The 25,640-nt window shown below is 70.0% G+C and carries 25 protein-coding genes and 1 tRNA gene; 11 read left to right on the top strand and 15 right to left on the bottom strand.

Annotated elements, in window-relative coordinates; translation table 11 throughout:
* Window positions 1–52: 52 nt before the first annotated feature.
* Window positions 53–2,074, bottom strand: coding sequence for a protein kinase (locus U8525_RS00445; protein WP_374259619.1), 2,022 nt, complete (start codon window positions 2,072–2,074; stop codon window positions 53–55).
* A 53-nt stretch (window positions 2,075–2,127) separates the two neighbouring features.
* Entirely contained in the window at window positions 2,128–3,468 is a 1,341-nt protein-coding gene (locus U8525_RS00450; protein WP_374259621.1) for a trypsin-like peptidase domain-containing protein, read from the bottom strand.
* 249 nt (window positions 3,469–3,717) lie between these two features.
* On the opposite strand from U8525_RS00450, the gene U8525_RS00455 reads away from it, so the two are divergent.
* Window positions 3,718–4,725 carry an ATP-binding protein gene (locus U8525_RS00455; RefSeq protein ID WP_374259624.1) on the top strand — a complete coding sequence of 336 codons (1,008 nt, stop codon included), beginning with the start codon at window positions 3,718–3,720 and terminating at the stop codon, window positions 4,723–4,725.
* A gap of 4 nt (window positions 4,726–4,729) precedes the next feature.
* Here the strand turns inward: U8525_RS00455 and U8525_RS00460 are convergent, their stop codons facing one another.
* A complete protein-coding gene (locus tag U8525_RS00460; protein WP_374259626.1) occupies window positions 4,730–5,767 on the bottom strand; it encodes an agmatinase family protein in 1,038 nt (345 codons plus the stop codon).
* Window positions 5,768–5,854: 87 nt separating this feature from the next.
* Here U8525_RS00460 and U8525_RS00465 point away from each other — a divergent pair, with 87 nt between their 5' ends.
* Entirely contained in the window at window positions 5,855–6,292 is a 438-nt protein-coding gene (locus U8525_RS00465; protein WP_374259629.1) for an MmcQ/YjbR family DNA-binding protein, read from the top strand.
* A 4-nt stretch (window positions 6,293–6,296) separates the two neighbouring features.
* Here the strand turns inward: U8525_RS00465 and U8525_RS00470 are convergent, their stop codons facing one another.
* Window positions 6,297–7,286 carry an NAD(P)H-quinone oxidoreductase gene (locus U8525_RS00470; RefSeq protein WP_374259632.1) on the bottom strand — a complete coding sequence of 330 codons (990 nt, stop codon included), beginning with the start codon at window positions 7,284–7,286 and terminating at the stop codon, window positions 6,297–6,299.
* Between the two features lie 248 nt (window positions 7,287–7,534).
* Between U8525_RS00470 and U8525_RS00475 the strand changes: the two genes are divergently transcribed.
* Entirely contained in the window at window positions 7,535–7,738 is a 204-nt protein-coding gene (locus tag U8525_RS00475; RefSeq protein ID WP_374259635.1) for a DNA gyrase inhibitor YacG, read from the top strand.
* A 155-nt stretch (window positions 7,739–7,893) separates the two neighbouring features.
* Window positions 7,894–8,967: a lysylphosphatidylglycerol synthase transmembrane domain-containing protein gene (locus U8525_RS00480; protein ID WP_374259637.1), complete on the top strand. Its 1,074-nt coding sequence runs from the start codon at window positions 7,894–7,896 to the stop codon at window positions 8,965–8,967.
* Window positions 8,968–8,979: 12 nt separating this feature from the next.
* Here the strand turns inward: U8525_RS00480 and U8525_RS00485 are convergent, their stop codons facing one another.
* Both U8525_RS00485 and U8525_RS00490 read right to left on the bottom strand, forming a co-directional pair.
* A complete protein-coding gene (locus U8525_RS00485) occupies window positions 8,980–9,453 on the bottom strand; it encodes a hypothetical protein (protein ID WP_374259639.1) in 474 nt (157 codons plus the stop codon).
* 162 nt (window positions 9,454–9,615) lie between these two features.
* Window positions 9,616–9,870 carry a ribbon-helix-helix domain-containing protein gene (locus U8525_RS00490; protein ID WP_374259642.1) on the bottom strand — a complete coding sequence of 85 codons (255 nt, stop codon included), beginning with the start codon at window positions 9,868–9,870 and terminating at the stop codon, window positions 9,616–9,618.
* Window positions 9,871–10,237: 367 nt separating this feature from the next.
* Here U8525_RS00490 and U8525_RS00495 point away from each other — a divergent pair, with 367 nt between their 5' ends.
* A complete protein-coding gene (locus U8525_RS00495) occupies window positions 10,238–10,804 on the top strand; it encodes a TMEM165/GDT1 family protein (RefSeq protein ID WP_374260509.1) in 567 nt (188 codons plus the stop codon).
* A 55-nt stretch (window positions 10,805–10,859) separates the two neighbouring features.
* Here the strand turns inward: U8525_RS00495 and U8525_RS00500 are convergent, their stop codons facing one another.
* Complete coding sequence (locus U8525_RS00500) at window positions 10,860–11,903, bottom strand: NAD(P)-dependent alcohol dehydrogenase (RefSeq protein WP_374259645.1); 1,044 nt, start codon at window positions 11,901–11,903, stop codon at window positions 10,860–10,862.
* Window positions 11,904–12,053: 150 nt separating this feature from the next.
* On the opposite strand from U8525_RS00500, the gene U8525_RS00505 reads away from it, so the two are divergent.
* Complete coding sequence (locus U8525_RS00505; RefSeq protein WP_374259648.1) at window positions 12,054–12,554, top strand: DUF1579 domain-containing protein; 501 nt, start codon at window positions 12,054–12,056, stop codon at window positions 12,552–12,554.
* A gap of 26 nt (window positions 12,555–12,580) precedes the next feature.
* Here the strand turns inward: U8525_RS00505 and U8525_RS00510 are convergent, their stop codons facing one another.
* From U8525_RS00510 to U8525_RS00535, 6 genes are all read right to left on the bottom strand, one after another.
* On the bottom strand, window positions 12,581–13,153 hold the full coding sequence (locus U8525_RS00510; RefSeq protein WP_374259651.1) for a class I SAM-dependent methyltransferase: 573 nt from the start codon (window positions 13,151–13,153) through the stop codon (window positions 12,581–12,583).
* Window positions 13,154–13,163: 10 nt separating this feature from the next.
* Window positions 13,164–13,979, bottom strand: a complete 816-nt coding sequence (locus tag U8525_RS00515; RefSeq protein ID WP_374259653.1) for an isocitrate lyase/phosphoenolpyruvate mutase family protein — start codon at window positions 13,977–13,979, stop codon at window positions 13,164–13,166.
* Between the two features lie 32 nt (window positions 13,980–14,011).
* The gene (gene ogt, locus U8525_RS00520; protein ID WP_374259655.1) at window positions 14,012–14,533 is read right to left on the bottom strand and encodes a methylated-DNA--[protein]-cysteine S-methyltransferase; all 522 of its coding nucleotides are present in this window, start codon (window positions 14,531–14,533) and stop codon (window positions 14,012–14,014) included.
* Window positions 14,526–16,025 (bottom strand): AlkA N-terminal domain-containing protein, encoded by a 1,500-nt coding sequence (locus U8525_RS00525; RefSeq protein WP_374259658.1) that lies wholly within the window; start codon window positions 16,023–16,025, stop codon window positions 14,526–14,528. The genes ogt and U8525_RS00525 overlap by 8 nt, the downstream gene beginning before the upstream one ends.
* Entirely contained in the window at window positions 15,986–16,303 is a 318-nt protein-coding gene (locus U8525_RS00530; protein ID WP_374259660.1) for a YHYH domain-containing protein, read from the bottom strand. The genes U8525_RS00525 and U8525_RS00530 overlap by 40 nt, the downstream gene beginning before the upstream one ends.
* A 64-nt stretch (window positions 16,304–16,367) precedes the next feature.
* Window positions 16,368–16,441: transfer RNA gene (locus U8525_RS00535), tRNA-Ile, on the bottom strand.
* A gap of 106 nt (window positions 16,442–16,547) precedes the next feature.
* Here U8525_RS00535 and U8525_RS00540 point away from each other — a divergent pair.
* Complete coding sequence (locus tag U8525_RS00540) at window positions 16,548–17,768, top strand: site-specific integrase (RefSeq protein ID WP_374259662.1); 1,221 nt, start codon at window positions 16,548–16,550, stop codon at window positions 17,766–17,768.
* Here U8525_RS00540 and U8525_RS00545 read toward each other — a convergent pair.
* Window positions 17,730–18,152, bottom strand: coding sequence for a helix-turn-helix domain-containing protein (locus U8525_RS00545; protein WP_374259664.1), 423 nt, complete (start codon window positions 18,150–18,152; stop codon window positions 17,730–17,732). The two genes, U8525_RS00540 and U8525_RS00545, sit on opposite strands and share 39 nt — an antisense overlap.
* A 494-nt stretch (window positions 18,153–18,646) precedes the next feature.
* On the opposite strand from U8525_RS00545, the gene U8525_RS00550 reads away from it, so the two are divergent.
* Complete coding sequence (locus U8525_RS00550; protein ID WP_374259666.1) at window positions 18,647–19,711, top strand: hypothetical protein; 1,065 nt, start codon at window positions 18,647–18,649, stop codon at window positions 19,709–19,711.
* 541 nt (window positions 19,712–20,252) lie between these two features.
* The gene (locus U8525_RS00555) at window positions 20,253–21,125 is read left to right on the top strand and encodes a hypothetical protein (RefSeq protein ID WP_374259668.1); all 873 of its coding nucleotides are present in this window, start codon (window positions 20,253–20,255) and stop codon (window positions 21,123–21,125) included.
* 618 nt (window positions 21,126–21,743) lie between these two features.
* Here U8525_RS00555 and U8525_RS00560 read toward each other — a convergent pair.
* Window positions 21,744–22,721 carry a DUF932 domain-containing protein gene (locus U8525_RS00560; RefSeq protein ID WP_374259670.1) on the bottom strand — a complete coding sequence of 326 codons (978 nt, stop codon included), beginning with the start codon at window positions 22,719–22,721 and terminating at the stop codon, window positions 21,744–21,746.
* A gap of 277 nt (window positions 22,722–22,998) precedes the next feature.
* On the opposite strand from U8525_RS00560, the gene U8525_RS00565 reads away from it, so the two are divergent.
* Window positions 22,999–24,360: an AHH domain-containing protein gene (locus U8525_RS00565; RefSeq protein ID WP_374259673.1), complete on the top strand. Its 1,362-nt coding sequence runs from the start codon at window positions 22,999–23,001 to the stop codon at window positions 24,358–24,360.
* Between the two features lie 207 nt (window positions 24,361–24,567).
* Window positions 24,568–25,629: an imm11 family protein gene (locus U8525_RS00570; protein ID WP_374259675.1), complete on the top strand. Its 1,062-nt coding sequence runs from the start codon at window positions 24,568–24,570 to the stop codon at window positions 25,627–25,629.
* The last annotated feature ends 11 nt before the right edge of the window (window positions 25,630–25,640 follow it).

Raw genomic sequence — 25,640 nt, forward strand, 5'->3', positions numbered from 1 at the left:
AGGAGTCTACGGCGGACCGGGGTGCGAAGGCGCGCTGGAGGCCCCGCCGGCGCTACTCCTCCACGGCCTCCTGAGGCTCCTGGAAGTTCACGTCGAAGTTGACGCGCTGGCCGGGCTCGATGGTGAAGGTCTTCTGCCAGTGCGACGGGCCCACGTTGACGTTGAGGCGGTGGTAGCCCTCGTAGACGTCCAGCTCGTCAACGGGGACGACGCCCACGGGCTTGCCGTCGACGGAGACGTTGGCGCCCGTGGGGCCTCGCACGTTGATGAAGGCCTTGTTGAGGAAGAACTGGTAGGCCGAGCGGCCCGTGGGAGCCACCGTCACCGTGCGCGACACGGAGATGCCGAGCGCGCCGTTGGTGAACGTCAGCAGGTGCTTGCCCGGCGGCAGCGACGCGGACAGCGGCGTGCGGCCCAGCAGCGCGTTGTTGAGCGTGACCTCCACGCGGGGCTCCACGGTGAGATCCAGGATGCCCATCGTCGGGCCCGCGTCCACACCGGCGTCCACGCCCGCATCCTCGATGCCCGCATCCTCGATGCCCGCGTCGAAGGGCTCGGCCACGACGACGGGCAGGCCCGCGTCGAAGGTCTCCACCGTCATCGTGCCCTGGAGCTGGCGCTGGATGACCACCGCGCCCGCGCCGAGCGTCAGCACGAGCCCGCCCACCACGAACGGCACCCACGAACGCGAAGGCTTCTTCGCCGCCACGACCTGCGCCGCGGGGCTCGCCGCTCCACCGAAGATGGGGCCCGCGGGCCGCGTCTCCGTGGAGGCAGGGGAGGGCGTTCCAGGCGTTGCGCCCTGACCCGCGCCCGGGCTCGCGGTGCTCGGCGCGGCGGTCGGAGCCTGCGGGCCGGGCTTGGCCGTCGAGGCTTGCGCGCTCGCGAGCGCAGAGGGTGTGGCCTGTGTGCCCTGCGAGGCCTGCACGGGCGCGGAGGGTGCGGCCTGGGTGCCCTGCACCGGCGCGGAGGCCGGGGCCTGCGTGGAGACGGGCGCCTGCGGCGTGGCACCCACGGGCTGCGCGGGCGCCGGCCTGCTGCCCTCCGCCGAAGAGAGCTCCGGCACCTTGCTCTTCACGGGCTCGGAGAGCCCCGCGCCGTTCGCGATCAGCTCCGCGATCTGCGGCGCGGGCATGCCCGCCTTCGCCAGCGCCTCCGCGATGCCCTTCTCGATCGTCGCCCGCCGCGCCGCGCGCGCCTCGGCCTCCGGCGGGAACAGCTTCGCCAGGTGCTCCGCGAACTCCTCGTGCGTCGGCAGCTTGCCCACGGCCTCCACCAGCGCCTCGCGGAACGCGAGCGCCGACGAGTAGCGCTCCAGCGCGCGCTTCGTCGTCGCGCGCCGCACGACCGCATCCAGCTTCAGCGGCACGTCCGACGGCATCGGGGGCAGGGCGCGGTTGAGCACCGCCTTGTCCGGGTCCGCCGACTCCTTGAACGGCATCTTCCCCGTGAGGCACTCGTGCAGCGTGAGCCCCAGCAGGAACACGTCCGACTGCACGTTGACGGCCTCGCGCCCGCCCAGCAGCTGCTCCGGGGATGTGTACGCGCGGCGGTTCTTCACGCGCTTGCCACCGCGCTCGCGCGGCGCCACGGACAGCGCGCCGTAGCCCGTCACCTTCGTGTAGCCGCTGAAGGACACCATCAGCGTCTCGGGCCGGATGTCCCCGTGCACCAGCGGCGAGCCGTCGTCGTTGCCCGCCACGTGCGCGTAGTGCAGCCCCATGGCCGCGTCCGCCACCACCAGCGCCGCGAAGCCCGGCGTCATGCGCGGGTTCGCCTCCAGCACGCGCCGCAGCGGCTCGCCGTCCGCGAACTCGGTGACGCGCGCCAGGCCGCCGTCCAGCCTCTCCAGGCCGTGCACCCGCAGGATGTTCGGGTGGTCGAAGACGATGGCCCGGTTCGTCTCGCGCTCCAGGCGCGCCACCAGCTCCGGGTTCTGGGCGATCTCAGGCGGTGCCCAGATGAGCACCACGGGGCGGGGTGTGGCGCCTTCCTCCAGCGCCAGTCCGAGGAAGGCACGCGAGCCCTCTCCCGAGAGGAGGGGGCCGAGTGACTGATAGCGAGGCGAACTCATGGGAACGGCATGCTAGTGCCCTTCCTGTCGATCCTGGAATCCCCGGGTCGCGCCTAGATGCGCTGCCCTTCGAAAGGCAGCGTCAGGTGGTAGCCGTAGCGCCCGCGCCGCACGAGCAACAGGACGCTACGTCCCCGTCGCGCCGTCAGCAGGGCTTCACGGAAGGTGTCACCCGTGGGCACGGGCTGGTTGTTCATCCGCAAGAGCACGTCCCCCGGCTCCAGGCCAATCTCCGACGCAGCGGACCCCGGCCGCACCGCCGAGATCGCCATCCCGCCCTTGCTCTCCTTCACGCGCAGTCCCAGCTTCTCCCACGCCAGGGACTCAAGCAGGCGAGCTGGGAACTCGATGGGCGTCACCTGGACCGTGCGGTGGCCGCCTGCTCGGAAGAGCACCATGGGGAAGACCGAGCGGGCCGGATACCCGCGCACGCGCGAATCGAAATCCTCCGCGTCCTGGATGCGCGAGCCGCCCAGCTCCGCGACCACGTCTCCACGCTGCACGCCGGCCTGCGCGGCGGGGCTGTCCGGATCCACGTTCGTCACGATGACGCCGTAGGTGCGGTCCCACCCGAGCCGCGCGGCCACCTGCGCGGGCAGGTCCGCCGTGTCCATGCCCACCCACGCGGGGCGCACCTTCCCGAAGCGCGTGAGCTCCTCCACGATGCGCCGCACCTTGTCCGCGGGGATGGCGAACCCGATGCCCTGGCCGTTGGCGTAGATGGCCGTGTTGATGCCGATGATCTCCCCGTCCACGTTGAGCAGCGGCCCGCCGGAGTTGCCCGGGTTGATGGCCGCGTCCGTCTGGAGGAAGTCGTTGTAGACGCGGTCGTCCGCGCGGAAGGTGCGGCCCGTGGCGGACACCACGCCCGCCGTCACCGTCTTGCTCAGGCCGAACGGGCTGCCGATGGCCACCACCGTCTCGCCAATCATCAGGTCGGAGCTGGTGCCCAGCTTCGCGGTGGGCAGGGGCTCCTTGGCGTTGACCTTGAGCACCGCCAGGTCGTTGTTCGCGTCGCTGCCCACCACCTCCGCGTCGAAGGTGCGTCCGTCCGCGAGCACCACGTGGATGGCGGACGCGCCCCGGATGACGTGGTCGTTGGTGACGATGATGCCGGACGGGTCGATGATGGCGCCGCTGCCCAGGCCCGTGATGCGCTGGCGCGTCTCCGGCCGGGCCATGCCCTGGCCGAAGAACTCCTCCAGCGGCGAGCGGGGCCGGCCCCGGAAGCGCGACTCCACCTCCTGTTCGGTGCCGATGTAGACGACCGCGGGGGAGACCTTCTGCACCACCTCCACCACGTCGCTCCGGCGCCGGGACAGGTCCGCCTGCGCCGGAAGCGCCAGCGCGAGCCCCACCAGGACGAACCCCCACCGGATGTGTGCTGCCCTCATGCCCTTCCTCCGTACGCCGCAGGGAATTGTCCCCCGGAAGACAGTCTGAATGTCGGGAAGGCCGCAGCCATTCCCGGGGTGTCTGGAAGCGGCGTCCCGCTCTTCATAGACCAGATGGCGCGGCTGTGAACGCACGCACTTTCAGGCAGAACGTCCTGACCCGGGCCCGATTGCGGTGTTGGGGCGCCAGGGCGGCCCTGCGAGTCCCGGCGCGGCGTGAGGCCTTGATGCCCGAGGGGGTGGTTGCACATGAGTCTCGTCCTGGTCGCGGATGATGAGCCCGCGGTGCTGGAAGTCCTGAGCCAGGTGGTGGAGGACCTGGGGCACGAGGTGGTGCGCGCGAGGGACGGCGAGGAGGCGCTGGCGCTCGCCCGGGTCCACCGCCCGAGGCTGGTGGTGACGGACCACATGATGCCGCGCATGAGCGGCATGGAGCTGTGCAGGCGGCTGAAGCAGGAGCCGGGGCTGCGCGAGGTGCCCATCATCCTCCTGAGCGCCGTGCTCCAGCAGGGCTCGCCGGATGCGTCCGCGTTCCTCAACAAGCCCTTTGAAATCACCGACTTCGAGACGCTGATCCACGACGTGCTGGAGAAGGCCCCCGCCGCGCCACCGGAGCCGGCGACGCCCGTGGAGGCGCTGAGCCGGTGGGTGGCGCAGTCGCTCCAGGGGCCGCTGGAGGCCGCGAGGGCCCAGCTGCGCGCGCTCGGCGACCTGCCCCCGCCCGGCAAGGGCGCGGTGGAGGCGCTGCGCGTGCAGCTCCAGTCGCTGGAGCGGATGGGCCGCTACCTCCAGGACGCCGTCCGCCTGAGCGCGGGCAGCGTGACGCTGCGGCCGGTGGAGGGCGACCTGCGCCTGCCCCTGGAGGCGTCCGTCGCGCGGTGCCGCACCACCGGGTCCGGCGTGCCGGTGGAGCTGACGGTGCCCCCGGAGGCGGTGGGCCTCAAGTTCGATCCGGAGCGCCTGGAGCAGGTGTTCGACGTGCTGCTGTCCAACGCGGCCCGGCAGGGCGGGGTGCGCGTGGAGCTGAAGGCGTCCCCGGAGCAGGTGCTGGTGCGCGTGAGCGACCCGGGGCCGGGCATCCCCGAGGCGGAGCTGCCCCGGCTGTTCCAGCCCTTCCCGGAGGTCCCCGCGCGCGGTGAGGCGCTGGGGCTCTACGTGGCGTCGGAGCTGGCGAAGCTGCACGGTGGCGCGCTCTCCGCCGAGTCGCGCCCCGGGCAGGGCGCGACGTTCAGCGTGTCGCTGCCGCGCGTGGCCTGAGGGCTCAGGCCTGCCGCGACTTCAGCATCCAGCCGATCATCTTGTAGAGCATGCGGGCGCCCACGTTGGCGTCCCACTCGCTGCCGTCGGGGCCGGGGGCCACCTCGGTCAGGTCGAAGCCGACGATGGTGCGGCCCGAGCGCACGACGCCCGCGACGAGCGCGGTGGCCTCCGGGAAGGACAACCCGCCGGGGACGGGCGTGCCGGTGTTCGGGCACAGCACGGGGTCCAGGCCGTCGATGTCGAACGACAGGTAGACCTGCTGCGGCAGCTTGTCGACGATCTGCTTCACCTGCTGGTTCCAGGGCAGGCCGTCGAAGCGGTTCTGCTGGAGGACGGAGTCGTAGAAGGCGTGGATGCGGCCGCCGGAGTCCTCGATGTAGCGGTGCTCGTTCTCGCTCATGTCGCGCAGGCCCACCTGGACCAGCGTCTTCACGCCCGGGATGCGCTCGCACACGTTGTAGAAGATGGACGCGTGCGACCAGGTGAAGCCCTCGTAGGCGACGCGCAGGTCGGCGTGCGCGTCCAGGTGCAGCACGCCCATGCCGGGGTACTTCTCCGCGTGCGCCTGGATGATGCCGAAGGAGATGGCGTGGTCGCCGCCCACGGCCGCCACGCGCTTGCCCTGCTCCAGCCAGTGCTTCGTGGTGCGGTAGACGTGCGCGTTGAGCTGCTCGCTGAAGCCGTTCACGTCCTTCGCGGCGGCGAGCAGCTCCTCCTCGCCGGAGTCGATGCCGCCGGCCTCGATGACGACCTGGGCGCGCTCCTTGGCGCGGGTGTTCCACTCGTGCAGCTCGGCGGGGGCCTCCAGCATGGCGATGCCGCGCTCGTAGGGGCGGCCGGTCTCCACGTCGAACAGGTCCACCTGCTTGCTGGCCTCCAGCAGGGCGGCGGGGCCGTTGGACGTGCCGCCGCCGTAGCTGGTGGTGGCCTCGAAGGGCACGGGGATGACGACGACGTGGGCCTCGTCGGGGGAGTGGGGGAGGCCGAAGATGCCGGAGCCCGGCTGCGCGGCGGCGGCGGGATCGAAGTGGGTTGCCATGGCGGCGCAGGATACGGTTCCGCTTCCCGGGCGCAATGGCTTCGGTGGCCCCATCGGCCGGGCGGCGAGCGAGCAGGGAGGATGCGGATGGCGACGCGGAAGAAGGCGGTGGCGAAGCGGGGCGGGCGGCTCACGGTGGACGACGTGCGCGCGCTGGCGCTGGCGCTCCCGTCGACGCAGGAACGACCGTCATATGGCACGCCCGGGTTCCGGGTGGGGGACAAGCTCTTCGCGAGGGTGCTGGACGCGGACGCCATCGTCATCAAGGTGGACTTCGACCACCGCGAGGCGTTGCTGCGAGCCCAGCCGGAGGTCTTCCTCGTCACGCCGCACTATCAAGACTGGCCCATGGTCATCGTGCGGCTCACCACCGTGACGCGGCCCCTGCTGCAATCGCTGCTCAAGGAGGCGTGGCGCCGGAGCGCTCCCGCCAGGGTGCTCAAGGCGCTGGAGCCCGCTCCGCCCGCCGCGTCACGCCCCCGGCGAACGGCGAAGAAGGCCCCCGCGCGCAAGCGGACCGGGTAGCGGCTCAATCCCAGCGCACCACGACCTTGCCCACGGTGCCGTTGCCCGCCATCCGCTCCAGCCCGGAGCGGACCTCCGCCATGGGCAGCACCGCGTCCACCACGGCCCGCAGCGCGCCGGCGTCGAACAGGGGCAATAGCTGCCGCTCCGCCACCTGCGTGAGCAGCATCTTCTCCTCCGGGGGCCGGCTGCGCAGCACCGTGCCCGTGAGCCTCAGCCGCTTGCGCATCACCAGCCCCAGGTCCAGCTCCGCGCGAGCGCCCGCCACCGAGCCCACCTGCATCAGCCGCCCCAGGGGCGCCATGGCCTTCACGGACTCCGGCAGATAGGTGCCGCCCACCAGGTCCAGGCACACGTCCGCGCCCCGTCCTCCCGTCGCCGCGAGCACCGCGTCCGCGAACACCGGCGGGTTGCTCTCACACAGCACCGTGTGGGCCACGCCCCACTCGGAGGCGCGCGCCAGCTTGTCCCGGCTCCGCCCCGTGCCCACCACCCGGACACCCATGGCCTTGCAGAGCAGGGCCGCCGCGGAGCCCACTCCGCTCGCCACCGCGTGCACCAGCACCGCCTCTCCGGGCCGCAGGTCCGCCTGGAGCACCAGCGCGTCGTATGCCGTGAGGTACGCCTCTGGCAGCGCCGCCGCGTCCGCGAAGTCCATCCCCCGGGGCATGCGCAGCACCTCGCGCTCGTGCGCGGTGAGCACCTCGCTCCACGCGCCGCCCCCCACCAGCCCCATCACCCGGTCCCCCACCTGGAACTTCCGCGCGCGCGGCCCCACCGCCACCACCTCGCCCGCGTACTCCAGGCCCGGCACGTCCTGGGGCGCGTCGGGCGGCGGTGGATAGGCGCCGCGCACCTGGAGCAGGTCCGCCCGGTTCAGCGCGCTCGCCCGCACCCGCACCTGCACGTCGTGGGGGCCTGGCGCCGGCTCCGGCCGCTCGTCGAACGCGAGGACCTCCGGCCCCCCCGGCTTCGTGATGCGCACGACCTTCATGACCTTGCCCCCTTCAGCGAGAAGCCCCGCCACCGTTGCAACAACCACCGCGTTCACCACTCCAGCGACACCATGCGCGCCCCGGGCGCCGCGCGGATCCGCTCGCGGATGAGCGCCCCGCCCACCAGCCGCCCGGCCGGATCGCAGGCGTAGGCGTGTGCGTGGGCTCCGAAGGCATCCGCACGGGCCGGGCACGAAACGTCCTGGCCCGCTGGAGCGTCAAGGCTTATCTAGGACTCCAGAACGCCATGTCCCCCACGCCGTGTCCCATCTGTCAGAAGCCCGTGCCTCCGCGCCCGGAGAACACCTCCCATCCCTTCTGCTCCCGCCGCTGCCGCGCCATCGACCTGGGCCGCTGGCTGGGCGAGGAGTACCGCGTGCCCACCCGGCAGGCCGAGGAGCAGGAGGACGAGCAGCCCTCCGATGGTGAGCCGCGCCGTCACGACGCCTGAGCCGGCGCCAGCGTCAGGCGTTGAAAGATTCCCAGCCCAGCCGAACGACAGGCAGGGGAGCGGGTCGCCGCGGGGCCCGCGCCCGTGCGCCCCGGAGGGCAGGGGGCGGGCGTGCCGCTGGAGTCGCGGGGAGAGTGACGCTATACCCGCCTGCCGTGAAACGCGCCGTCAACCTCATCGCCAGCCTGCTCGTCACGATTGCCTTCATGTGGTGGGCCTTCCGGGACACGGACGTGTCCACGCAGATCGCCAGCCTCAAGGCGGCCAACTACGCGTGGCTCCTGCCGTACTTCGTGTGCCTCACCTTCATCCACGTCTTCCGCGCGCTGCGCTGGGGGGCGTTGCTGACGGGCCTGGAGCACGTCCCGTTCCGCAAGCTGAACGAGGCGTCCGGCATCGGCTTCATGATGCTGCTGGTGCTGCCCTTCCGCCTGGGCGAGTTCGCCCGGCCCTTCCTCATCGCGCAGCGCAGCTCCATCCGCCGCAGCGCGGCCATGACGTCCGTGGTGCTGGAGCGCATCGTGGACGGCCTCTTCGTCGCGGCGCTGTTCCGCGTGCTGCTCTTCTTCGTCCCCACGGAGACGCCCGAGGTCCGGTACGTGAAGCTGGGCTCGTGGCTGATGTTCGCCGTGTTCGGCGGCGGCCTGCTGTTCCTGCTCCTGGGCCTGTGGCAGCAGGAGCGCACGGTGCGGCTGGTGCGCGCCACCGTGGGCCGCTTCTCCCCGGGCGTCGCGGACAAGGTGGCGGACATCGTGGACACCTTCGTGGGGGCCATGCGCCAGCTCCCCGACCGCAAGCACGTCGCCCTCTTCTTCCTCTACACGTTCGCGTACTGGGGCGTGAACGGCCTGGGCATGGCGCTGCTCGCGCGCGCCTTCGACTGCTCCGGCGCGGGCGCGGGCATCGCCTGCGAGCCCATGCACCTGTCGCTGTTCCAGTCCTACATCGTGATGTGCGTGCTGGTGGTGGGCGTGATGATCCCCGCGGCGCCCGGGATGATGGGCACCTTCCAGGCCGCCACCAAGGTGGGGCTCGGGCTGTTCCTGCCCGCCGCCATGGTGAACGCGCACGGGCTCGCCTACGCGAACGTGCTGTGGCTGTGCCAGACGGTGCAGCAGATCGCCTTCGGCCTCATCCTGCTGTCCGTCAGCCACATGTCCTTCCGCGAGCTGGCGGGGAAGATGAAGAAGGACGACGACACCGCGGTCACCCGCTCGTCGGTGGCCTGAGGCCCTTCCTCGCTACGGGGCGGGCTGGGTCGCCTGCCCTCCGTCGGCGGGCAGCGGCGTCGCGGGCGGTACCTGCTGGGCGCGCACGCTGCTGCGCACCTGCTCGGTGACGGCGGCCGGGTCCACGGTGCCCTTGAAGGTGCCGAAGGGCGTCTCCAGGGTCGTGTCGTGCCGGCCGTCGGTGCCCGGCGGTCCGCACCAGGCCCTGGCGGAGTCCTCCAGCGTGCCCACGGGCGTGCTCACCGCGGTGCGCGTCTGGGTGGTGGACTTGGCCACGAGCACGTGGTCGCGCATCAGCACGCAGTGGTCGTCGTCGAAGTACCAGGCCGCCGAGCCGTCCGCGAACTCCTGCGCCCGCGCCGGACCCCTCCCCATGGTGTCCGCCACCTGGGCGGCCGTCATGCCGGGGTAGAGCTTCTCGAAGCCGGGGGCGGCGCAGCCGGTGGTGGCCAGCGCGACGAGGGCGGACAGCAGGGTGGGACGCATCCGGGCGCTCCAGGAAGGGGATGCGAGCGACCCTAGCGTGTTCCTCCCGGACGGCTCCAGGTGGGCCCTGGAGACGGCGCCGGGAGGACTACAGCTCCTGCTCCAGCCAGCGCCACAGGTGCTCGCGCAGCAGGCGGACGCGGCGTCGGAGCAGGGGGCCGCTCACGACTCGCCCTCTGTCTTGGCGGGGATGCGGCCGTACTTGGACAGCAGGTCCTCCACGGCCTCGCGCAGGTACTCGCTCTGGTGGATGCGGGTGCGCCGCGCCAGCTCGCGCAGCTTGTGCACCTGCTCCTCGGGCACGAGGACGTGGGTGGAGACGATGTCGGCCTCGGGGCTTCGGACCTCGCCGGGCTCCACCGGAGATGGGGACGACGGAGCGTCGGGGCTCAGCGGGCTGGCGCTTCCATCCTGCATCGGGCTTCCTCCAGGAATGCTGCTACAGGCCGCTACCGACCTGGCGTGGGCATTAGGGGGCCGGCCTCTCGTGCCGTCAAAAAAAGGGACACGCGATGTGCCAGGTTGACTCGCGGCCCGGTGCGCTGTTACTCGCGCACCCACGTAAGGGGAGTAGTTCCCGCCCGGCAGCGAGGGGCGGAGGGGCGCTCGACACACTGGCTGGTGACAGCCCGGGCCCCCATCCCGCGCAAGCGCGCGGGACGAACGAGACCTTCGGACAGGGATTCAACGCTCCCTGGCCGAGGTCCGTCGTGCGCTCCTCCCTGAAGCGCTTCCTCCACGACAGCCTCCGCGCCAGGGACCGAGAAGGGGTGCCTTCGTGTCTGTGGAAGCCATCGTCGGATCATTCGTCCTCGTCGCCGCCAGCGAGATGGGGGACAAGACGCAGTTGCTCGCGTTCTCGCTGGCGTCCAGGTTCCGCAAGCCGTGGGTGGTGCTGGGCGGCATCTTCGTGGCCACGGTGGCCAACCACGCGCTGGCGTCGTCGGTGGGCACGTGGGTGTCCGTGCACGTCCCCGCGCGGGTGATGGCGCTGCTGCTGGCGGTGATGTTCCTGGGCTTCGGCCTGTGGACGCTCAAGCCGGACACGCTGGACGAGGACGGCGACAAGCCCCCGCGCTTCGGCGCCTTCCTCACCACGGTGGCGCTCTTCTTCATGGCGGAGATGGGGGACAAGACGCAGCTGGCCACCATGGCGGTGGCCGCGCGCTACCAGGCCCCCGTGCTGGTGACCCTGGGGACGACGGCGGGGATGCTGGTGTCGGACGGCCTCGCGGTGTTCCTGGGCGACCGGCTGTCCGGGCGGGTGAACATGAAGTCCGTGCGGTGGGTGACCGCCGCGCTCTTCTTCCTCTTCGGCCTCGTGTCGCTCTGGACGGCCTGGCGCGGCTGACGTCGCGGGGGATGCCCCGGCGCGCTCATGGGCGCCGGGGCGTCGGGCGCGACGCCTACTTCAGGCTCGCCGTGTCGATGACGAAGCGGTAGCGCACGTCGTTCTTGAGCATGCGCTCGTAGGCCTCGTTGATCTCCTGGATGGGGATGACCTCCACGTCGGCGGCGACCTGGTGCTTCGCGCAGAAGTCGAGCATCTCCTGCGTCTCGCGGATGCCGCCAATCATCGAGCCGCCCAGCTTGAGCCGGCGCGGGATGAGCGAGAAGGCCGCCAGCGGGGTGGGGGACTCGGGCGCGCCGACGATGATCATCGTGCCGTCCGTCTTCAGCAGGCCCAGGTACGCGTTGTAGTCGTGCGGCGCGGAGACGGTGTCCAGGATGAAGTCGAACGCGCGCCGCAGCTTCTTGAACGTCGCCTTGTCGGACGTGGCCTCGAAGTGCGCGGCGCCCAGGGCGAGCGCGTCCTCGCGCTTGGACGGTGAGGTGCTCAGCACCGTCACCTCCGCGCCCATCGCCTTGGCCAGCTTCACGGCCATGTGGCCCAGGCCGCCCAGGCCCACCACGGCCAGCTTGCTGCCGGGCTTCACGCCGTAATGGCGCAGGGGCGAGTACGTGGTGATGCCCGCACACAGCAGCGGCGCGGCGCGGTCCAGGGGGATGCCCTCCGGGATGCGCACCACGTACTTCGCGTCCACGGTGATGCGGGTGGAGTAGCCGCCGTAGGTGGGCTGGCCGTCGTATTCGCGGCCGTTGTAGGTGTTCACGGCGCCCCGGTCGCAGTACTGCTCGTCGCCCGCGAGGCACTGGGGGCACTCGCGGCAGGAGTCCACGAAGCAGCCCACGCCCACGGTGTCGCCCACCTTGAACGTGGTGACGGCGCCGCCCACCTGGGACACCTTGCCCACGATCTCGTGGCCCGGGACCATGGGGAAGAGGGCGCCGCCCCACTCGTCGCGGGCCTGGTGGATGTCCGAGTGGCACACGCCGCAGTACTGGATGTCGATGAGCACGTCGTGGGGGCGCGGCTCGCGGCGCTTCACGGTGAAGGGGCCGAGCGCGGCCTTCGCGCTGGGAGCGGCATAGGCAGGGGTCGTGGGCAAGGATGGCTCCTGGGAGGAAGGCGATGCAGGGGGCTCTCCGGACACAGGCCCGAGAGCGGGCCGGCAATGTAGCGACGCCGAGGCGTTCGCGCCGGCTGAACGTGCGGCGCAGTGGATTTGTCCGGGAGCGCACAGGAGACTCCCGCGCCCATGAGCCAGGAACCTCTGCAGCAATCCCTGTCCGCCGGTCCCCATCACCTCCTCTCCCGCCTGGTCGGCGCGTGGGAGGGCGTCGCGCGCACGTGGTTCCAGCCCGACAAGGTGGAGGATGAGTCGCCCAGCTCCGGCAGCTTCCGGAGCGTGCTCGACGGTCGCTTCGTGGTGTACGAATACACCTCCGCCTTTGGGGGAAAGCCGCTGTCCGGCATGGCGACGCTGGGCCATCACCTGGATGGACGGCGGTTCACCATGGCGTGGGTGGACACCTTCCACGTCGGCACGGACATCATGACCTTGCAGGGCGAGCCCGGGGTGAGCGACCGCTTCTCCGTGACCGGCAGCTACTCCACCGGCGAGCAGTCGCCTCGCTGGGGCTGGCGCGTGGATATCGAGCTGACCGGTCCGGATGCGCTGGTCATCACGCACTTCAACATCGAGCCGGGAGCGGCGCCGCAGAGAGCCATTGAGCTTCAGTACAAGCGGCGGAGCTGAAGGGCACGGGAGGCGCAGGCCTTCGCCTATGGAGCCTGTTGGAGCTTCCGAGCCACAAGCCGCGCCTCGTGACGCCCGGCGTCCGTCCAGTCCTCGGTGAATGAGAGGGATTGGAGCTCCGGGAGCAGGGTGGGCAGCTCCCCTTCCTCCAGGAGGAAGCGCGCGGACGGGTGCGGATGGCGTTGCAGGTTGCGCCGGGTGGGCTGGGCAAAGACGAACAGGCCGCCCGGCGTGAGCAGCCCTGGCACGGCGGCGAGGAGCGGCCGCCAGAGGTAGTTCAGGCACACGACCAGGTCGAACGGACCGGGTGGTGGCGCGTCGCTCTCCAGGTCCAGGCGCAGGCGCGTGAGGGAGACGCCCGCGTCGCGCGCCAGGGTCTCCGCCTGTGCCAGCGCCACGTCGGAGATGTCCACCAGCGTCACGTCCAAACCGCGCTGCGCGAGCCAGCACGCGTCCTGGCCCGGGCCGCCGGCCAGGTCGAGCGCCCGGCCCTTCCGGGGCAGCCGGTCCGCGAGCGAGCGGAGGAAGGCGGACGGCTCCCGCGGCGCGGAGGACTGCTGGTGCTTGTCATTCCAGCGCTGGCGTTCCTCCTGGGACATGGCGCGGTTCCTACTTCCGGGTCATCAGCCCGTTGAGGGACGGATAGCTGGCGGCGGCTTCGAACAGGCCCGCGGAGTGCCCCTCGCGGAGGAAGGTGGAGGCGAGCGCTCCGGCCCGGCCCCAGAGGGACTCCGCGATGGCGGAGCCGGCGCTGAGCCGACGCACGCCCAGCCGCTGGAGCTCCGTCGGAGCAGGGAGGTCCTGTCGCGCGAGCACGTTCACGGGCAGCGAGGTGCCTCGGGTGATGGCCTGGAGCTCGGCCGCATCCGTGATGCCCGCGGCGAAGAGGCCGTCCGCGCCGGCCTGCTGGTAGCGGGCGGCGCGGGCCAGGGTCTCCTCGACGCGGCGCTCGGGGGGAACGAGCTTGCGCAGGTAGACGTCCGTGCGCGCGTTGACGAAGACGTCCACGCCCAGGCGCGCGCCGGCCTGCTTCACGCGTTCAATCTTCGCGGCGAGCAGCTCCGGAGGGCCGCCGCCATCCTCCAGGTTGCAGCCCACGGCGCCCTCGGCCAGGAGGCGGGCCACGTTCTCCGCGACGGTGGCCGGGTCGTCGGAGTAGCCCGCCTCCGCGTCCACGGTGAGGGGGACCTGGATGGCGCGGGCGATGGCGCGCACGGTGTGGACGAGCGCGTCCACGGGCAGCGCGTTGCCATCCGGAAAGCCCAGGGCCCAGGCGACGCCAGCGCTGGTGGTGGCGATGGCCTTCGCGCCGAGGCTCTCGAAGAGGCGGGCGCTGCCGGCGTCCCAGGCATTCGGAAGCACGAGCAGGTCCGGGCCCTGGTGCAGCGCGCGGAAGGTGGGGGCGGTGTCTGGACGGGAGGTCATGCGAGGGAGCTCCGGTGTCGGGTGGGAGGGAGTCAGGCGTGGGTCTGCTCATGGTCGAGCAGCCAGCGTTTGCGTTCCAGGCCTCCGGCATAGCCGGTGAGCGAGGCATTGGCACCCACGACGCGGTGGCAGGGCACGACGATGCTGATGGGGTTGGCGCCGTTGGCCAGGCCCACGGCGCGGATGGCCTTGGGGCGCCCGATGCGTTCGGCGAGCCGGCCGTAGGTGGTCGTCGTGCCGGCGGGGATCTCGCGGAGGGCGTGCCAGACCTCTCGCTGGAAGGGCGTGCCGCCGGTCTCCACGGGAAGGGCGGCGATGGCGCCCAGGTCTCCGCGCAGATAGGCCTGGAGCGCGGACGTGCGGCCGGCGGGGTCGCGCGCGGGCTCCAGGACGCAGCCGTTCTCTCCATAGTGCAGGCGCAGGAGCCGATGCATGCGGGCTTCGTAGCCCTCCCAGTCCAGCGCGCGCAGGCGGCCTTGCTCATCACAGACGAGGAGCGCCACGCCAGCGGGAGTGGGCGTGGAATCGATGAAGAAGCGCAGACGGTCAGGCATGGGCGTTCCGGCGGGAAGGGGTGAGGGCCGCCGAGGTCCAGAGGTGCTGGGCGGCATACGCGCGCCACGGGCTCCAGGCTTCGGCGCGCCGCAGGAGCGCTTCGGGCGTGGGGCGTGGGCCGCCGGCTTCCGTCGCGGCGCGAAGCAGGGCGACGTCGGAGGCGGGGAAGGCATCCGTCTCCCGGACGGCGCGGAGGGCGATGTACTGGGCGGTCCACTCGCCGATGCCGGGCAGGCGCGTGAAGCGGGCGACGGTGTCCGCGAGCGATGGGCCGGGCTGGAACAGCGTGGGCTCCGCCACGGCCGCCGCGGCGAGCTGGGAGAGCGCCCGGGCCCGAGCGGCCGGCATGCCCAGGCCGGTGAGGTCCGCGGAGGCGAGGACTTCGGGGCGGGGGAAGGCGCGCAGGAGCCGGGCATCGCCGGTGAGCGCCGGGTCCAGGGCTTCGCCGTGCGAGGCGAGGAGCCGCTGGCCCAGCTGCCGCGCGGCGGCGGTTGTCACCTGCTGGCCTAGGATTGCGCGGACCGCCAGCTCGAAGCCGTCCCAGCCTCCCGGGGCGCGAAGGCCGGGGCGCGCGGCGAGCAGGGGCGCGAGCAGGGCATCCGACGACAGGTGCGCGCGAATGGCCTCCACGTCCGCGCCCACGTCGAAGACGCGCCGGACCTGGGCGACGACGGAGGGCAGCATCCGCACGTCGCTGACGCGCAGGGTGGCGTGCAGGGCGTCGAGCCCCGGAGCCGGCGACACCTCCACGGCGCCCTGGCCCCAGGCGTTCGTGAAGGTGCGCAGGTAGCGCGTGGGCTCGACGTGCTCCATGCCGGTGAGCGTGCGGGCCGACAGCCAGGCCACCATCGCGTCCCAGTCATAGGGGGGCCGGTAGGGGATGAGGAGCGTCACCTCGGGGACGGCGGAGGTCGCGGGCGCCGCGCGGGTGCGGCGGAGGACGCCTGGGGGCCGGCCGTAGAGCGACCGGAAGACGGCGTTGAAGCGCCGCACGCTGCCGAAGCCGGATGCGAGGGCGACCTCGGCCATGGACAGGGAGGTCTCGTGGATGAGCTGGCGGGCGAAGAGCACGCGGCGCGTCTGGGCCACGGCGAGCGGGGAGGCCCCCAGGTGTTGCTGGAACAGCCGCCGCAGCTGCCGGTCCCCGACGCCGAGCCGTCCCGCGAGGACCTCCACGCTGGCGTCCTCGGCGTCGAGCAGGCCGTCCGCGATGAGGGCCATTGCGCGCGAGACGGTGGCGGAGGTCCCGCGCCAGGGGGCCAGGGAGGGAGACGTCTCGGGGCGGCAGCGCAGGCACGGCCGGAAGCCTGCTTCCTGGGCCGCGGCGGCGGTGGGGTAGAACGTGCAGTTCTCGAAGCGGGGCGCGCGGGCCGGGCAGATGGGGCGGCAGTAGATGCGCGTCGTCTTCACGGCGGTGAAGAACCGCCCGTCGAAGCGGGAGTCCCGCGTCGTCAGCGCGCGGTAGCAGGCGGTGGGATCCAGGCCGTCCATGGGGGAAACGTCCCATGGTGGGCCCTCGATGTCTGGCCGTTTTCGGACGTGGACGTTCCGCCCTCGGGCAGGCCACCGCCGCGGCAGTGATAGCCACCCGTGGCCCGTTCGTTGTGGCAGCCAGCGCTGTTGGTCCGTCCCGGATGCGCCCACGCGAGGTGTGAACACGCCAGCCCCGCGAAGACACCCGGTCCCAGCGCCACCTTCCTGCTGGGTCTCATGGCTCCACCCGCCCCAGCGGACGGCCGCGGTCCGGGCCTTCGAGTGGATTGCCTCATCCGGGCGGAGCGGAACGAACAAAGCCCCGGAATCACTTGGGAAAGTGACTCCGGGGCTGCTTGATGGCCAGGGTCAGACTTGAACTGACTACCTGCGGATTATGAGACCGCCGCTCTAACCAGGTGAGCTACCTGGCCGTAAGTTCTAACCTACGGCTTTTACTGCGGAACTTCTACTCCCTCAATACTGCCTCTCCAGTGGTTGTGCAACTTGTACGGACTTCGTACGGACTGGAGAACTGACATGCCCCGGTGGACGGGAAAGTGGGCCGGTGGCCGGACCTACGTGAACAAGCAGGGCGGCACCGTGTGGGTCCTCGAAAAGCAGGTCCACGGGCGGCTCTATACCACACGGTTGGCGGCGGGCAACGAGAACGACGCGCTGGGGGAGCTGGCGCTGTTCAAGAGAGACCCGGACGCCTACATCGCCAGGGCCCAGGCGGCAGGGACGGCCCCCGAGCGGGAGGCCGCCACCTCGCCGGTCTACATGGACCCCGAGCGGGTGGGGCGGTTCCTCGAACACCTCAAGCGCCAGGGCCGCACGGAGCGCCACCGGAAGAACGTCCGGAACTACCTGGCGCAGTGGGCGGAGGCGCTTTTCGAGAAGGACCTGCGGACGCTCCGGCTCCAGGACCTCAAGCAGGTGTTGAACGGCTGGTACGACGACGCGAAGAAGGAGATCGTCGCCAAGCGCCACCGCATCGCGGCCATCAAGTCGTTCTTCTCCTGGCTGCGCGAGGAGGAGGCGGTGCTCACCACGGCCGAGGACCCCACGCTCGCGCTGAAGGTGCCGCCGGCCCGTCCGGAGAAGGCCATGCGGGACAAGGGGTACTCCATGCGGGACGTGGAGCGCCTCTACGCCGCCATCCAGGGGTGGGAGTCCAAAAAGTACGGTTGGAAGGGGACGGGCCGTGTGACGGACGTGCAGCCGGTGCGGGACGTGCTGATGCTCCACGCCAAGTGCGGCATGCACGGCACCGAGATTGACCGCCTGGCTCGCGGCGAGGGCAAGGTGAAGGTGCTGCAAGAGCAGGGCGCCATCGCGGGCACCATCACGTTCGTCCACAAGTCGGGCCGGGTCCACGTGCAGTCCGTGGATGCGCAGGCCCTGGGCGCCGCCTTGCGCCTCCAGGCCCGGGGCTCGGCTCCGGCGGACTGGTGGATCCGGCAGGTGGTGAAGCGGGCGGCGAAGTCCATCGGCCTGGAGCCGCTGCGCATGGGGGAGCTGCGCCACAGCTTCGTCACCTGGGCGGCGGAGTGCGGGGTGGAGGTGAAGCCGCTGGATGGCGGCGTGCCGCTCTCGCGCATCGCGGCCACCATCGGGCACCAGTCCGCGGTGACGACGAAGAAGTTCTACGAGGGCGTGAAGGTCCCCCCGATGATCCAGCTCCCCATCCGCCTGGAGCACGCGGAGGACCCCGTGCTGCTACTCGACCGGCAGCTTCGCGATGGCAGCCGCCAGTGAACTCGCATCCTTGATGCGGGACCTGGCGGGGACAGACTTCGTCGGCTGTGCAGCTCGGGCTGAGATACCTCCGGCTTGCAACAGCGCCTCCACGGAGGACTTGAGCACCATGCGCCTCCTGCCGAACTTCTCAGCGGCTTGAAGTCGGCCCTCATTCAGCAGCTCGTACACCTTCGTGGTCCCGCAGCCCAGCATGGCGCCGGCCTCCTTCACGGTGCAGGCGAACTCTGGGTTCGGGGTGGTCGAGCGAGGGGTCGTTTCCGGCTGGCGGACTGAGGGGACCGGCAGGGCCAGGAAGTTCGAGCCCGAGCTGAGCCGCGCCAGCAGGAGGCGGTTCACCTCCACCGCGCGCTCTTCGGCATCAAGTGGCTTCCTGCACTCCACGCAGGGGGCGTCCAGTTCCTGCTCGGTCGGAGGGCGATATGGATGCCACTCCCACCACTCGACGCATCGCCGACACACCCAGCCCTCGGGACGGCCCAGCATCATGGGAAGGGGGAGACGGAGATAATCTGGCGGTGGTGGAGGCGGTGGCGCGCAGGCGACTCCCCTGGGAACGGCAGGAAGGCGACGGGGCCCCTCGCTTATCGGCCTCGGTCCGTCTTCCGGCACTTCGGCGTTCCCTGCGGGTGGCAGGAGGCCCGTGCTTGATTCACCCACGCGCTTCGCCATCACTCGTCTCCTCAACAGGGAAACAGTAAGACGGCTGGCCACCCCCATCACCGAGGACGTATCCGGCAGGACGGGCCCCAGAGGGGCAAGCACGGGTTGGCGGGTCGCTACCGGGATGATGCGCCTGCCGCCCGCCGGGTTGATTCATTGAGGAGCGCACGGGCAGTAGCGTCAGCCCTGTTGCGATGCCCAAAAGGAGCGGGGCCATGAGCGACACACAGACGGGCGGTGTGCCCAGCGGCGGCAGACGGAGGAAGATTCCCTATCATGCGCGTCCTCTGCCGCCCCGGCTTCCGCTGCCCAAAGGGAGCGTGCTTGACGCATGCCCGTACCTGGACCTCGTGGACCGATGGCTCACGAACGTGGGGAAGGTGCAGGAACTGGTGGTGGCCTGCGGCTACGCCCCTTCCGCGTACTGGCAGGAGGCGCTGATTCATCGCTACGGGGACACCCGCTTGGTGAGTGACGAGGAATGGAACTGGTTGTGGGCACAGCCGCTCGGCATCCACGAACGGCATCCGCTCTTCAAACTTCGGCAGACGCTGGTGGAGATCGCCGAGACGGCCCATCCGCCCGCCATCAATGAGGAGGACACCCTGGTCATCTGGGGCGCCCCCTCGCCGAGGGGCAAGCCGTTCTACCGCACGGCCGGGGTGCTGCTTCGGAGCGAAAGGCTACGAAAGGCCGTTGAGTGGCGCCCCGAAGATGGGCTGTCCGACTATCCCGACTTCATCAGGGCATGGGCTCAAGCCAGTGGCGTTGGGGATGGCAATACCCTCCGAGGATTGGAGGGTCTACTTGCCCGCTTCAGGGACAACCTGCTCAACGAACACCCTGAAAAATCCTTTGTTTCGCTGGGGCGCAACAGCCTGGAGTGGGTCCGGTTGGTGAGTCAAACGCACGGCCCCAGGGCTGCTTATTATCTCTTTCGGTGTTTGCAGCGGCTGGCGGCCTACATGCGAAAGGACACGCAGGCCCAAGGCTGGCTAGCCCGCTGGAGATCGACCTGGTTGCGCGGATCAAGAACCAACCCAGATGCGATTCCGGGAGCCTCCACGCACGCCCGGGTTCTCACGGAGCTGTTGCGGACTCATGTCTTCGAGCCAGAGCCCTACCAGAACTACTCGGCGGGCCACAAAGCAACCACCTACAAGCTCAAGTGGGCTCCAGATACCGGCTCGTACACCGAGGAGGACGCGGCCAGGAGACTCGGGCTTGAACTGAGGGACGGGAAGCCGGTACGCAGCAACAAGCCCGCTCGCTTCAACTAGGACCAGCCCTTTACATGCTGTAATCGTGGGGGCTCTCTTCTTCTGTCGAGCGCTCAGCAAGAATCGAGAGCCCCTCTCAGGGAAGCACCTGACATCTTGTAATTCGGGTGCCCTCTTCATTCCTCCGAGGGAGGGGTGGAAGTCGAGGACGAAGGATTCGAGAGCCCTTGATATCTCGTAACTTCTCGGCCCTTTCTTTCAGACGAGGACTGGATTCAAAGTCCTCGTCTGCTTCTCTCTCTATTCTCCTACTATATTGTAATTACATAATATAAAGAGAATGGAAGAAGAGGGAAGGACTCAAAGGTCCCTTCTCTCGGCGCTGGAGAAGGAGGCCAAGAACTACAAGATACCAGGAGTCCTTCGGGACAGAGCCCTTGAAGAACCACCCCTGGCCTCGTTCGAGAAGAGACCCAGAACTTACAAGACACCAGGAGTTCCTGGGGCCTCGTTCGGGTGTTTCATGGGCAGCCGGAGAGCCACTCAGTGGGAGCCATCTTCCCTCTTCCCACGAGGCGAGACCCCGCCGGACAATCCTGACATGAACGCTCCCGTCCGCTCCGCCCTCCAGGCCGCGCAAGCCGCAATCAACGGTGCCTGCTCGAAGGGCCCGAAGACTGCCGAGGGAAAGTCCGCCTCCTCGCTCAATTCCCTCCGCCATGGGTTGAGTGCCAATAACCTGTTGCTGCCCGGTGAGGACGCTCAGGCATACGAGCACCACCTCGACCGGCACTTCATCACCTTCGCGCCCACCACACTGCCCGAGGCCGTCATCGTCGCCCAGCTCGGGGACTTGAGCTGGAAGATGGAGCGCCTTACCAAGCTGGAGAACGGGCGATTACTCGCCCGACTGGAGGAGGAATTGGAGAAGACTGATGCCTTCGGGCTCGTCACCAGCACGCGCCGGGCCCTGGAGGCGCTGTCCGGCCTCGTGGCCGCCCTGGACGCCCGCCGCACGGCCCCGAAGGAACCGGAGCTGACCGAGGCCCTCCTGCGCGGCCTGGAGGGCACCCTGACCCTCCTGCGCGAGGTGCCGGGGCTGCCGGAAGCTGTCATCCACCCGCTGAGCCTCGCGGTTGAAGAGGCCCGCGACACTCGGCAGGACGGACGCCTGGAGCAGACCGCCTACGAGCACCTGGGCGATATGGCGAAGCTGGCGCGAGGCGCCCTTACCGCGAAGCTCGCTCAGGAAGAGGCCGCCCTGGACCCCGTGCGCGAACGACTCGCCGCCGAGGTGCTGCTGCTGGATGACAAGGACCTGCGCAAGTTGGAGAGGCACCGTCGGTTGCTCGAAAGCTCCATGTCCCGCCAGCTCGCTCTGCTCAGCCAGATTCGGGTCCAGGTAGCCGCGTCCAAGCCCGAGGCGCAGGCCGAAGCCCGGGAGTTGCGCGTGAAGCTGCGGCTGGTGAGGTGAGGCCTCGGGTTCGTTCTGTCACGCCCTCCCGGGCTCAGACCGTTCCCGTCACCTCGCTAATCAGTAGGGCTATCCAAACGTGGCAGGCCCCCACCTCCCAGGGGGACTGGGGTTCCCTTGCCTTGGGTCCACCTGGAAGGCCCCCGGTCGTCTCCGGTCTGCCCGGGGGACGGGGGCGGGGCTCGGAAAATTTTCGGGGTCTACCTGGAGCCGGCCTGCCCCCATCAGGTCCTGATGACCGCACCCCACCCCCTGTGTTCGCCCTCTCGCTTCTCGCGCACGAGGGGTCGGGGCGACTCCGGCACTTCTGCTCTTTGGGGATGGACCGGGGAAGGTGCCCAGGGACTTCTGCCGTCCGCAGGGCGACTGCCAGCCACCTCCATCTTCAACCAGGGTGTGGCCCCTGTCCGCCCGGTGCTTGAGCGGTAAGAAGAAGGGTGGGGCCGCCGTTGAAGCACGGCCCCACCCTCCTACGTCACCGCGCTTCCCTGCGCCGTCCCAGGAAGTCAGCCACCACCGCGAGCATGGCGGCGGCCACCTCCCGGACCAGGCGCGAGGTCAGCGCCTTCTTGAGCCAGTCCATGGTGCACCTCTGCTTCGAGCTTCCCGCCTCGGGCCTTACGCCACGAGCCGGAGCTGGGACTCGCCCAGGATGGCGGTGAGGGCCTGCCGCTTCATGCCAGCGGCCTTGCCCATCCAGATGGACTCCAGGCGCATGGCGTCCATGCGCCTGCCCTGCACGGCCCGCGTCTGCCGGTGGTGGTCTGCGTACTCCGCCACCGCCTGGAGGGCCGCCCAGGCAGAGCCCTGCATGTCGCCCTCGATGCCGACGCCCGCGTGGTACAGCTCCACCACCTTCTCCCGCGCGTGGATGATGCGCGGGTGGTTGCCCTCGTCCTCGGGCATGGGCAGCACCGCGTCCAGCACGCGGCGGAGCTGCTCCTCCGAGAAGGGCGTCACCGCCAGCCGGTTGGCCAGGTCCCCGAAGCGGGCATAGCTGTCCAGCAGCTCCCGGAACGCCCGGCCAGCTTCCTCCAGCCGCTGCTTCGCGTTGTCGAAGTGCGGGATGTGCCACTCGGCCCCGTCCTGCTCGTTGAGGGCGACGCCGATGGTGTTCTGGCAGACCACGCGGGTGGCCACGTTCTTGAGGGTAATCGCCGTGGTGCCGTCGTGGCCGGTGTAGCCCAGCACGTAGCGGCGGATGGGGCTCTTGTCGCCCCGAACGCGCAGCGGCTCGGGCAGCTCGCCCAGCAGCCACCCGCGCACTCCGTTGCGGCCCAGCGTGCCCGCCGTGTGGAAGATGGCGCCCACGCCGCCGGCCGCCTCCACCAGCGTGCGGGCCACCTCCTCGAACTGGACCACCTCGTAGCCCTTGTGGACCGTGGCCAGGTACTCGCCCGTGTCGCCCCGGAAGAGGCCCTTGCGGTCCGGGATGGGCTCCTCCATCGGTGGCGAGTAGAGGGGGCGCTCGACGGCGGTGTAGAAGCCGGCCGCCTGGACCACCTCCTCGTAGGTGCTGGCGGTGGGCAACTGCGTGCCCAGGCCATGCCAGGGCTCCTCGCCGACGTAGGCCATCTGGTGGATGTCGTGAGACATGGTGCTCCTCCTCGTGGTGAGGGCGCACCTCGGGCATGAGGGACGTGGAGCGGGTGCTCCGCGGCCCATGTGACTCGCGGTACGCCGTGTTGCGGGTTGGGGTTGGAGGAAGGCGTCCGGCCCCGGAACGGGACTGGACGTCAGCGGAAGTCTCCCGCCAGGTGCTTATGCCGCTGCATGGAGCGCCTTTTCTTCAGGCTCCCGGGCGCAGTCAATCTGCTCTGGAATTCCATGGACTTCGACCCTCAAGATGGGGAGCGATGACGCGGAGACGAGCATGATGTTGCGCTGGGGAGCAGTGGTGCTGCTGGTCCTGGTGGGCACGGGTTGCGCCACCTCGCGGGTGGTGCGCCTGGACACGGGCGAGGGCCAGCCCATCATCTACACGCCGCGCGCGGACGCGGAGCCCGTCGAGTTGGACGAGGACGAGTTCGCGGAGGCGGTCCAGAAGCTGGCGCGCACCGCGCCTCTGTCCTCTCGGCCAAGGGAAGCGGCGTTGAGGCTGTTCAACCTGGGCCCTCCCCACGCTTCGTCTCCTGTGCGCGGGCGCCTGGGACTGGTCTCCGTCGAAGATCCGCAGCGGGGCCGGCTTCTCGTGACCGAGGAACCGGACGCGGAAACAGAGCTGGCGAGCGCCTACGGACGCTGGTGCCAGCGCCAGAAGAAGCCCCGGGACTGCCTGCGTCTGCTGGACGAGGACGTCACCCTGGACGAGGAGGGCAAGCGCACCCTGGCCTTCCGTCTGGCCCTGGATGCGGTCTGGGACGAAACGGCCGAGGCCCTGGGCGAGCTGACGGACAGGGAGGCGATGGTGACGATGCTCGCCACAACGGGAGCTATCTACTTCGGCTTGTGGCTGGTGCCCGACCCGGTGCTTTCAAAGGGCATCGCCGCGACCCTGACCGTCGTGCTGATTGGCTACCTGGGCTGGGACACGGTGTGGAGCCTGGTGAAGGGCTGGAGGGTGCTGGCGAAGGAGGTGGAGGCGGCGACCACCTTCGATGAGATACAGGACGCGGGAGAGAAGTACGGGAAGGTGATGGGGCAGAACGCGGCGCGGGCGTTCATCATGCTCGCGATGGCGGCGCTGGGCAGCACGGCGCAGACGTTTGCGACGAGGGTTCCCACGCTCCCCGGCTCAGCGCAAGCCTCGCTGGTGGGGGCGGGGCAGGGCGGCTTCCGGCTGGCGGCGGCGGGACAGGTCACCTCGGTGGCTGTGGCCCCGGGAGGCGTCATCACCATTGCACTGGACCCGGAGGCTGTCGCGGAGACGGCACGCGGCACGAGTGCCGTGGCGTCCGAGCCGGTGGCGAGCGCTGCCCACGAGCACCACATCGCCACGAACAAGTGGTGGGACTCCTTCAACAACGGTGGCCCGTGGTCACCCATCTTCCAGAAGCTCTTCGACCGGGCGGGCATGTCACTCAATGACGCGGCCAACAAGGTCCGCGTGCCGGGCCATAAAGGGCCTCACCCCGTGGAGTACCATCGCGATGTGTTCAAGCGGCTGAATGAGGCGATGGAAGACTGTAGCAGCATGAAACAGTGTCGTGAGTCGCTCACCAGTGCCTTGAGGGAGCTTGCCGAGGAAATCTCTGCCCCAGGCTCCAAGCTCAACAGGCTGGTGACTCGGACCTGAGACGGGGGGGAGTCCTTCATGCCGATGCGGTACTTCGAGCTGTTCGATGACGTTTACTCCCCGGGGCGCTGGGCACTGGGCGACCCCACCGACGAGACAGGGGGGGAAGTGGCCAATCCATGGATGTTCAGGAAGGGGGAGCCCGTCCACGTTGAGGGGCGCCTGACGATTCCGCTCGACCGGCCAGGCAAGCCGCTGGATTTCTCCATGGCCGGTGTTGGCGTCACACCTGTTGTTCACGCGAGGGTGGCCTCGGTGCTCGCCAACCTGGCTCCTGATGACGTTCAGCTCTTCCCTGTGAAGGTCGCCTCGGAGTCGGAGCCGTACTTTCTCGTCAACGTGACCCGTACCGTCCGGTGCATCGACGACAGCGCCTCGGAGGAGGTGCGCTACTGGAAGCCGGAGGATGGGCGCCCGGAGAAGGTCGGCAAGTACCGGGCGGTGTCCGGCATGCGAATCGACCCGACGAAGGTGGGCGGCGCCAAGGTGTTCCGGACCTGGGGGTGGAGCATCGCGCTCATCGTGTCCGAGGACATCAAAGAGGCACTGGAGCACGCGGGTGTCACGGGCATGAAGTTCGAGGAGGTCACAGGCCCGAGCGCCATCAGTCCGGAGGAGCGCGACCGCAACCGGAAGCTCCTGGCGCTTCGGGATGAGACGGACGTGGCCCGCGAAGCCTTCTGGCGCACCCTGGGGAAGCTGGACGACGAGGTCATCATCCCCATCGTCGTTGGTGGCAACTGGCCAGCCCGGCGCCAGGTCTGGCGTGTCATCCACCGCCCCGAGGGGCGGACTCTGCTGGTGACGGACGGGCTGTCAGACTTCTTCGTGGACCGCGCGGAGCCGTCCGTGGGCTTCGGCCTGGAACTGGCCCTGGAGACGGACGAGCCCCTCGGAGACGTCGAGAAGAGCTGGCCCCTGCTGCTCCTGGAGCGGGTGGGGAACGAACTCGCGGAACACGAGAGCGTGCGCGAGAAGGTGAAAGCGGGCTTCCTTTCCATGGAGGTCACTGGCCAGGGCATACCCGAGCCGTTGCTGACGAATGAGGGCAGGGTGGGGGTGCTGCTGGGCATGGCGTCGAGCACGCTTCCAGGCCGCTTCACCATGCCGGCCGGAGAGGTGCGGCTGGTCACCGTCAAGGTGCTGATGCCCGCGGAGCTGGCGTACCTGCTGGAGCACGGGAAGCGCGGCCGGGACGAACTGGTGCGCCGCTTCGCTCAGGAAGGGCAGGAGCACCTGTCTCGCACCTGGCGCCAAGCCGTGGTGTGACCACCGGCCAG

This window comes from Corallococcus sp. RDP092CA (assembly GCF_041903675.1).
Classification (GTDB): domain Bacteria; phylum Myxococcota; class Myxococcia; order Myxococcales; family Myxococcaceae; genus Corallococcus.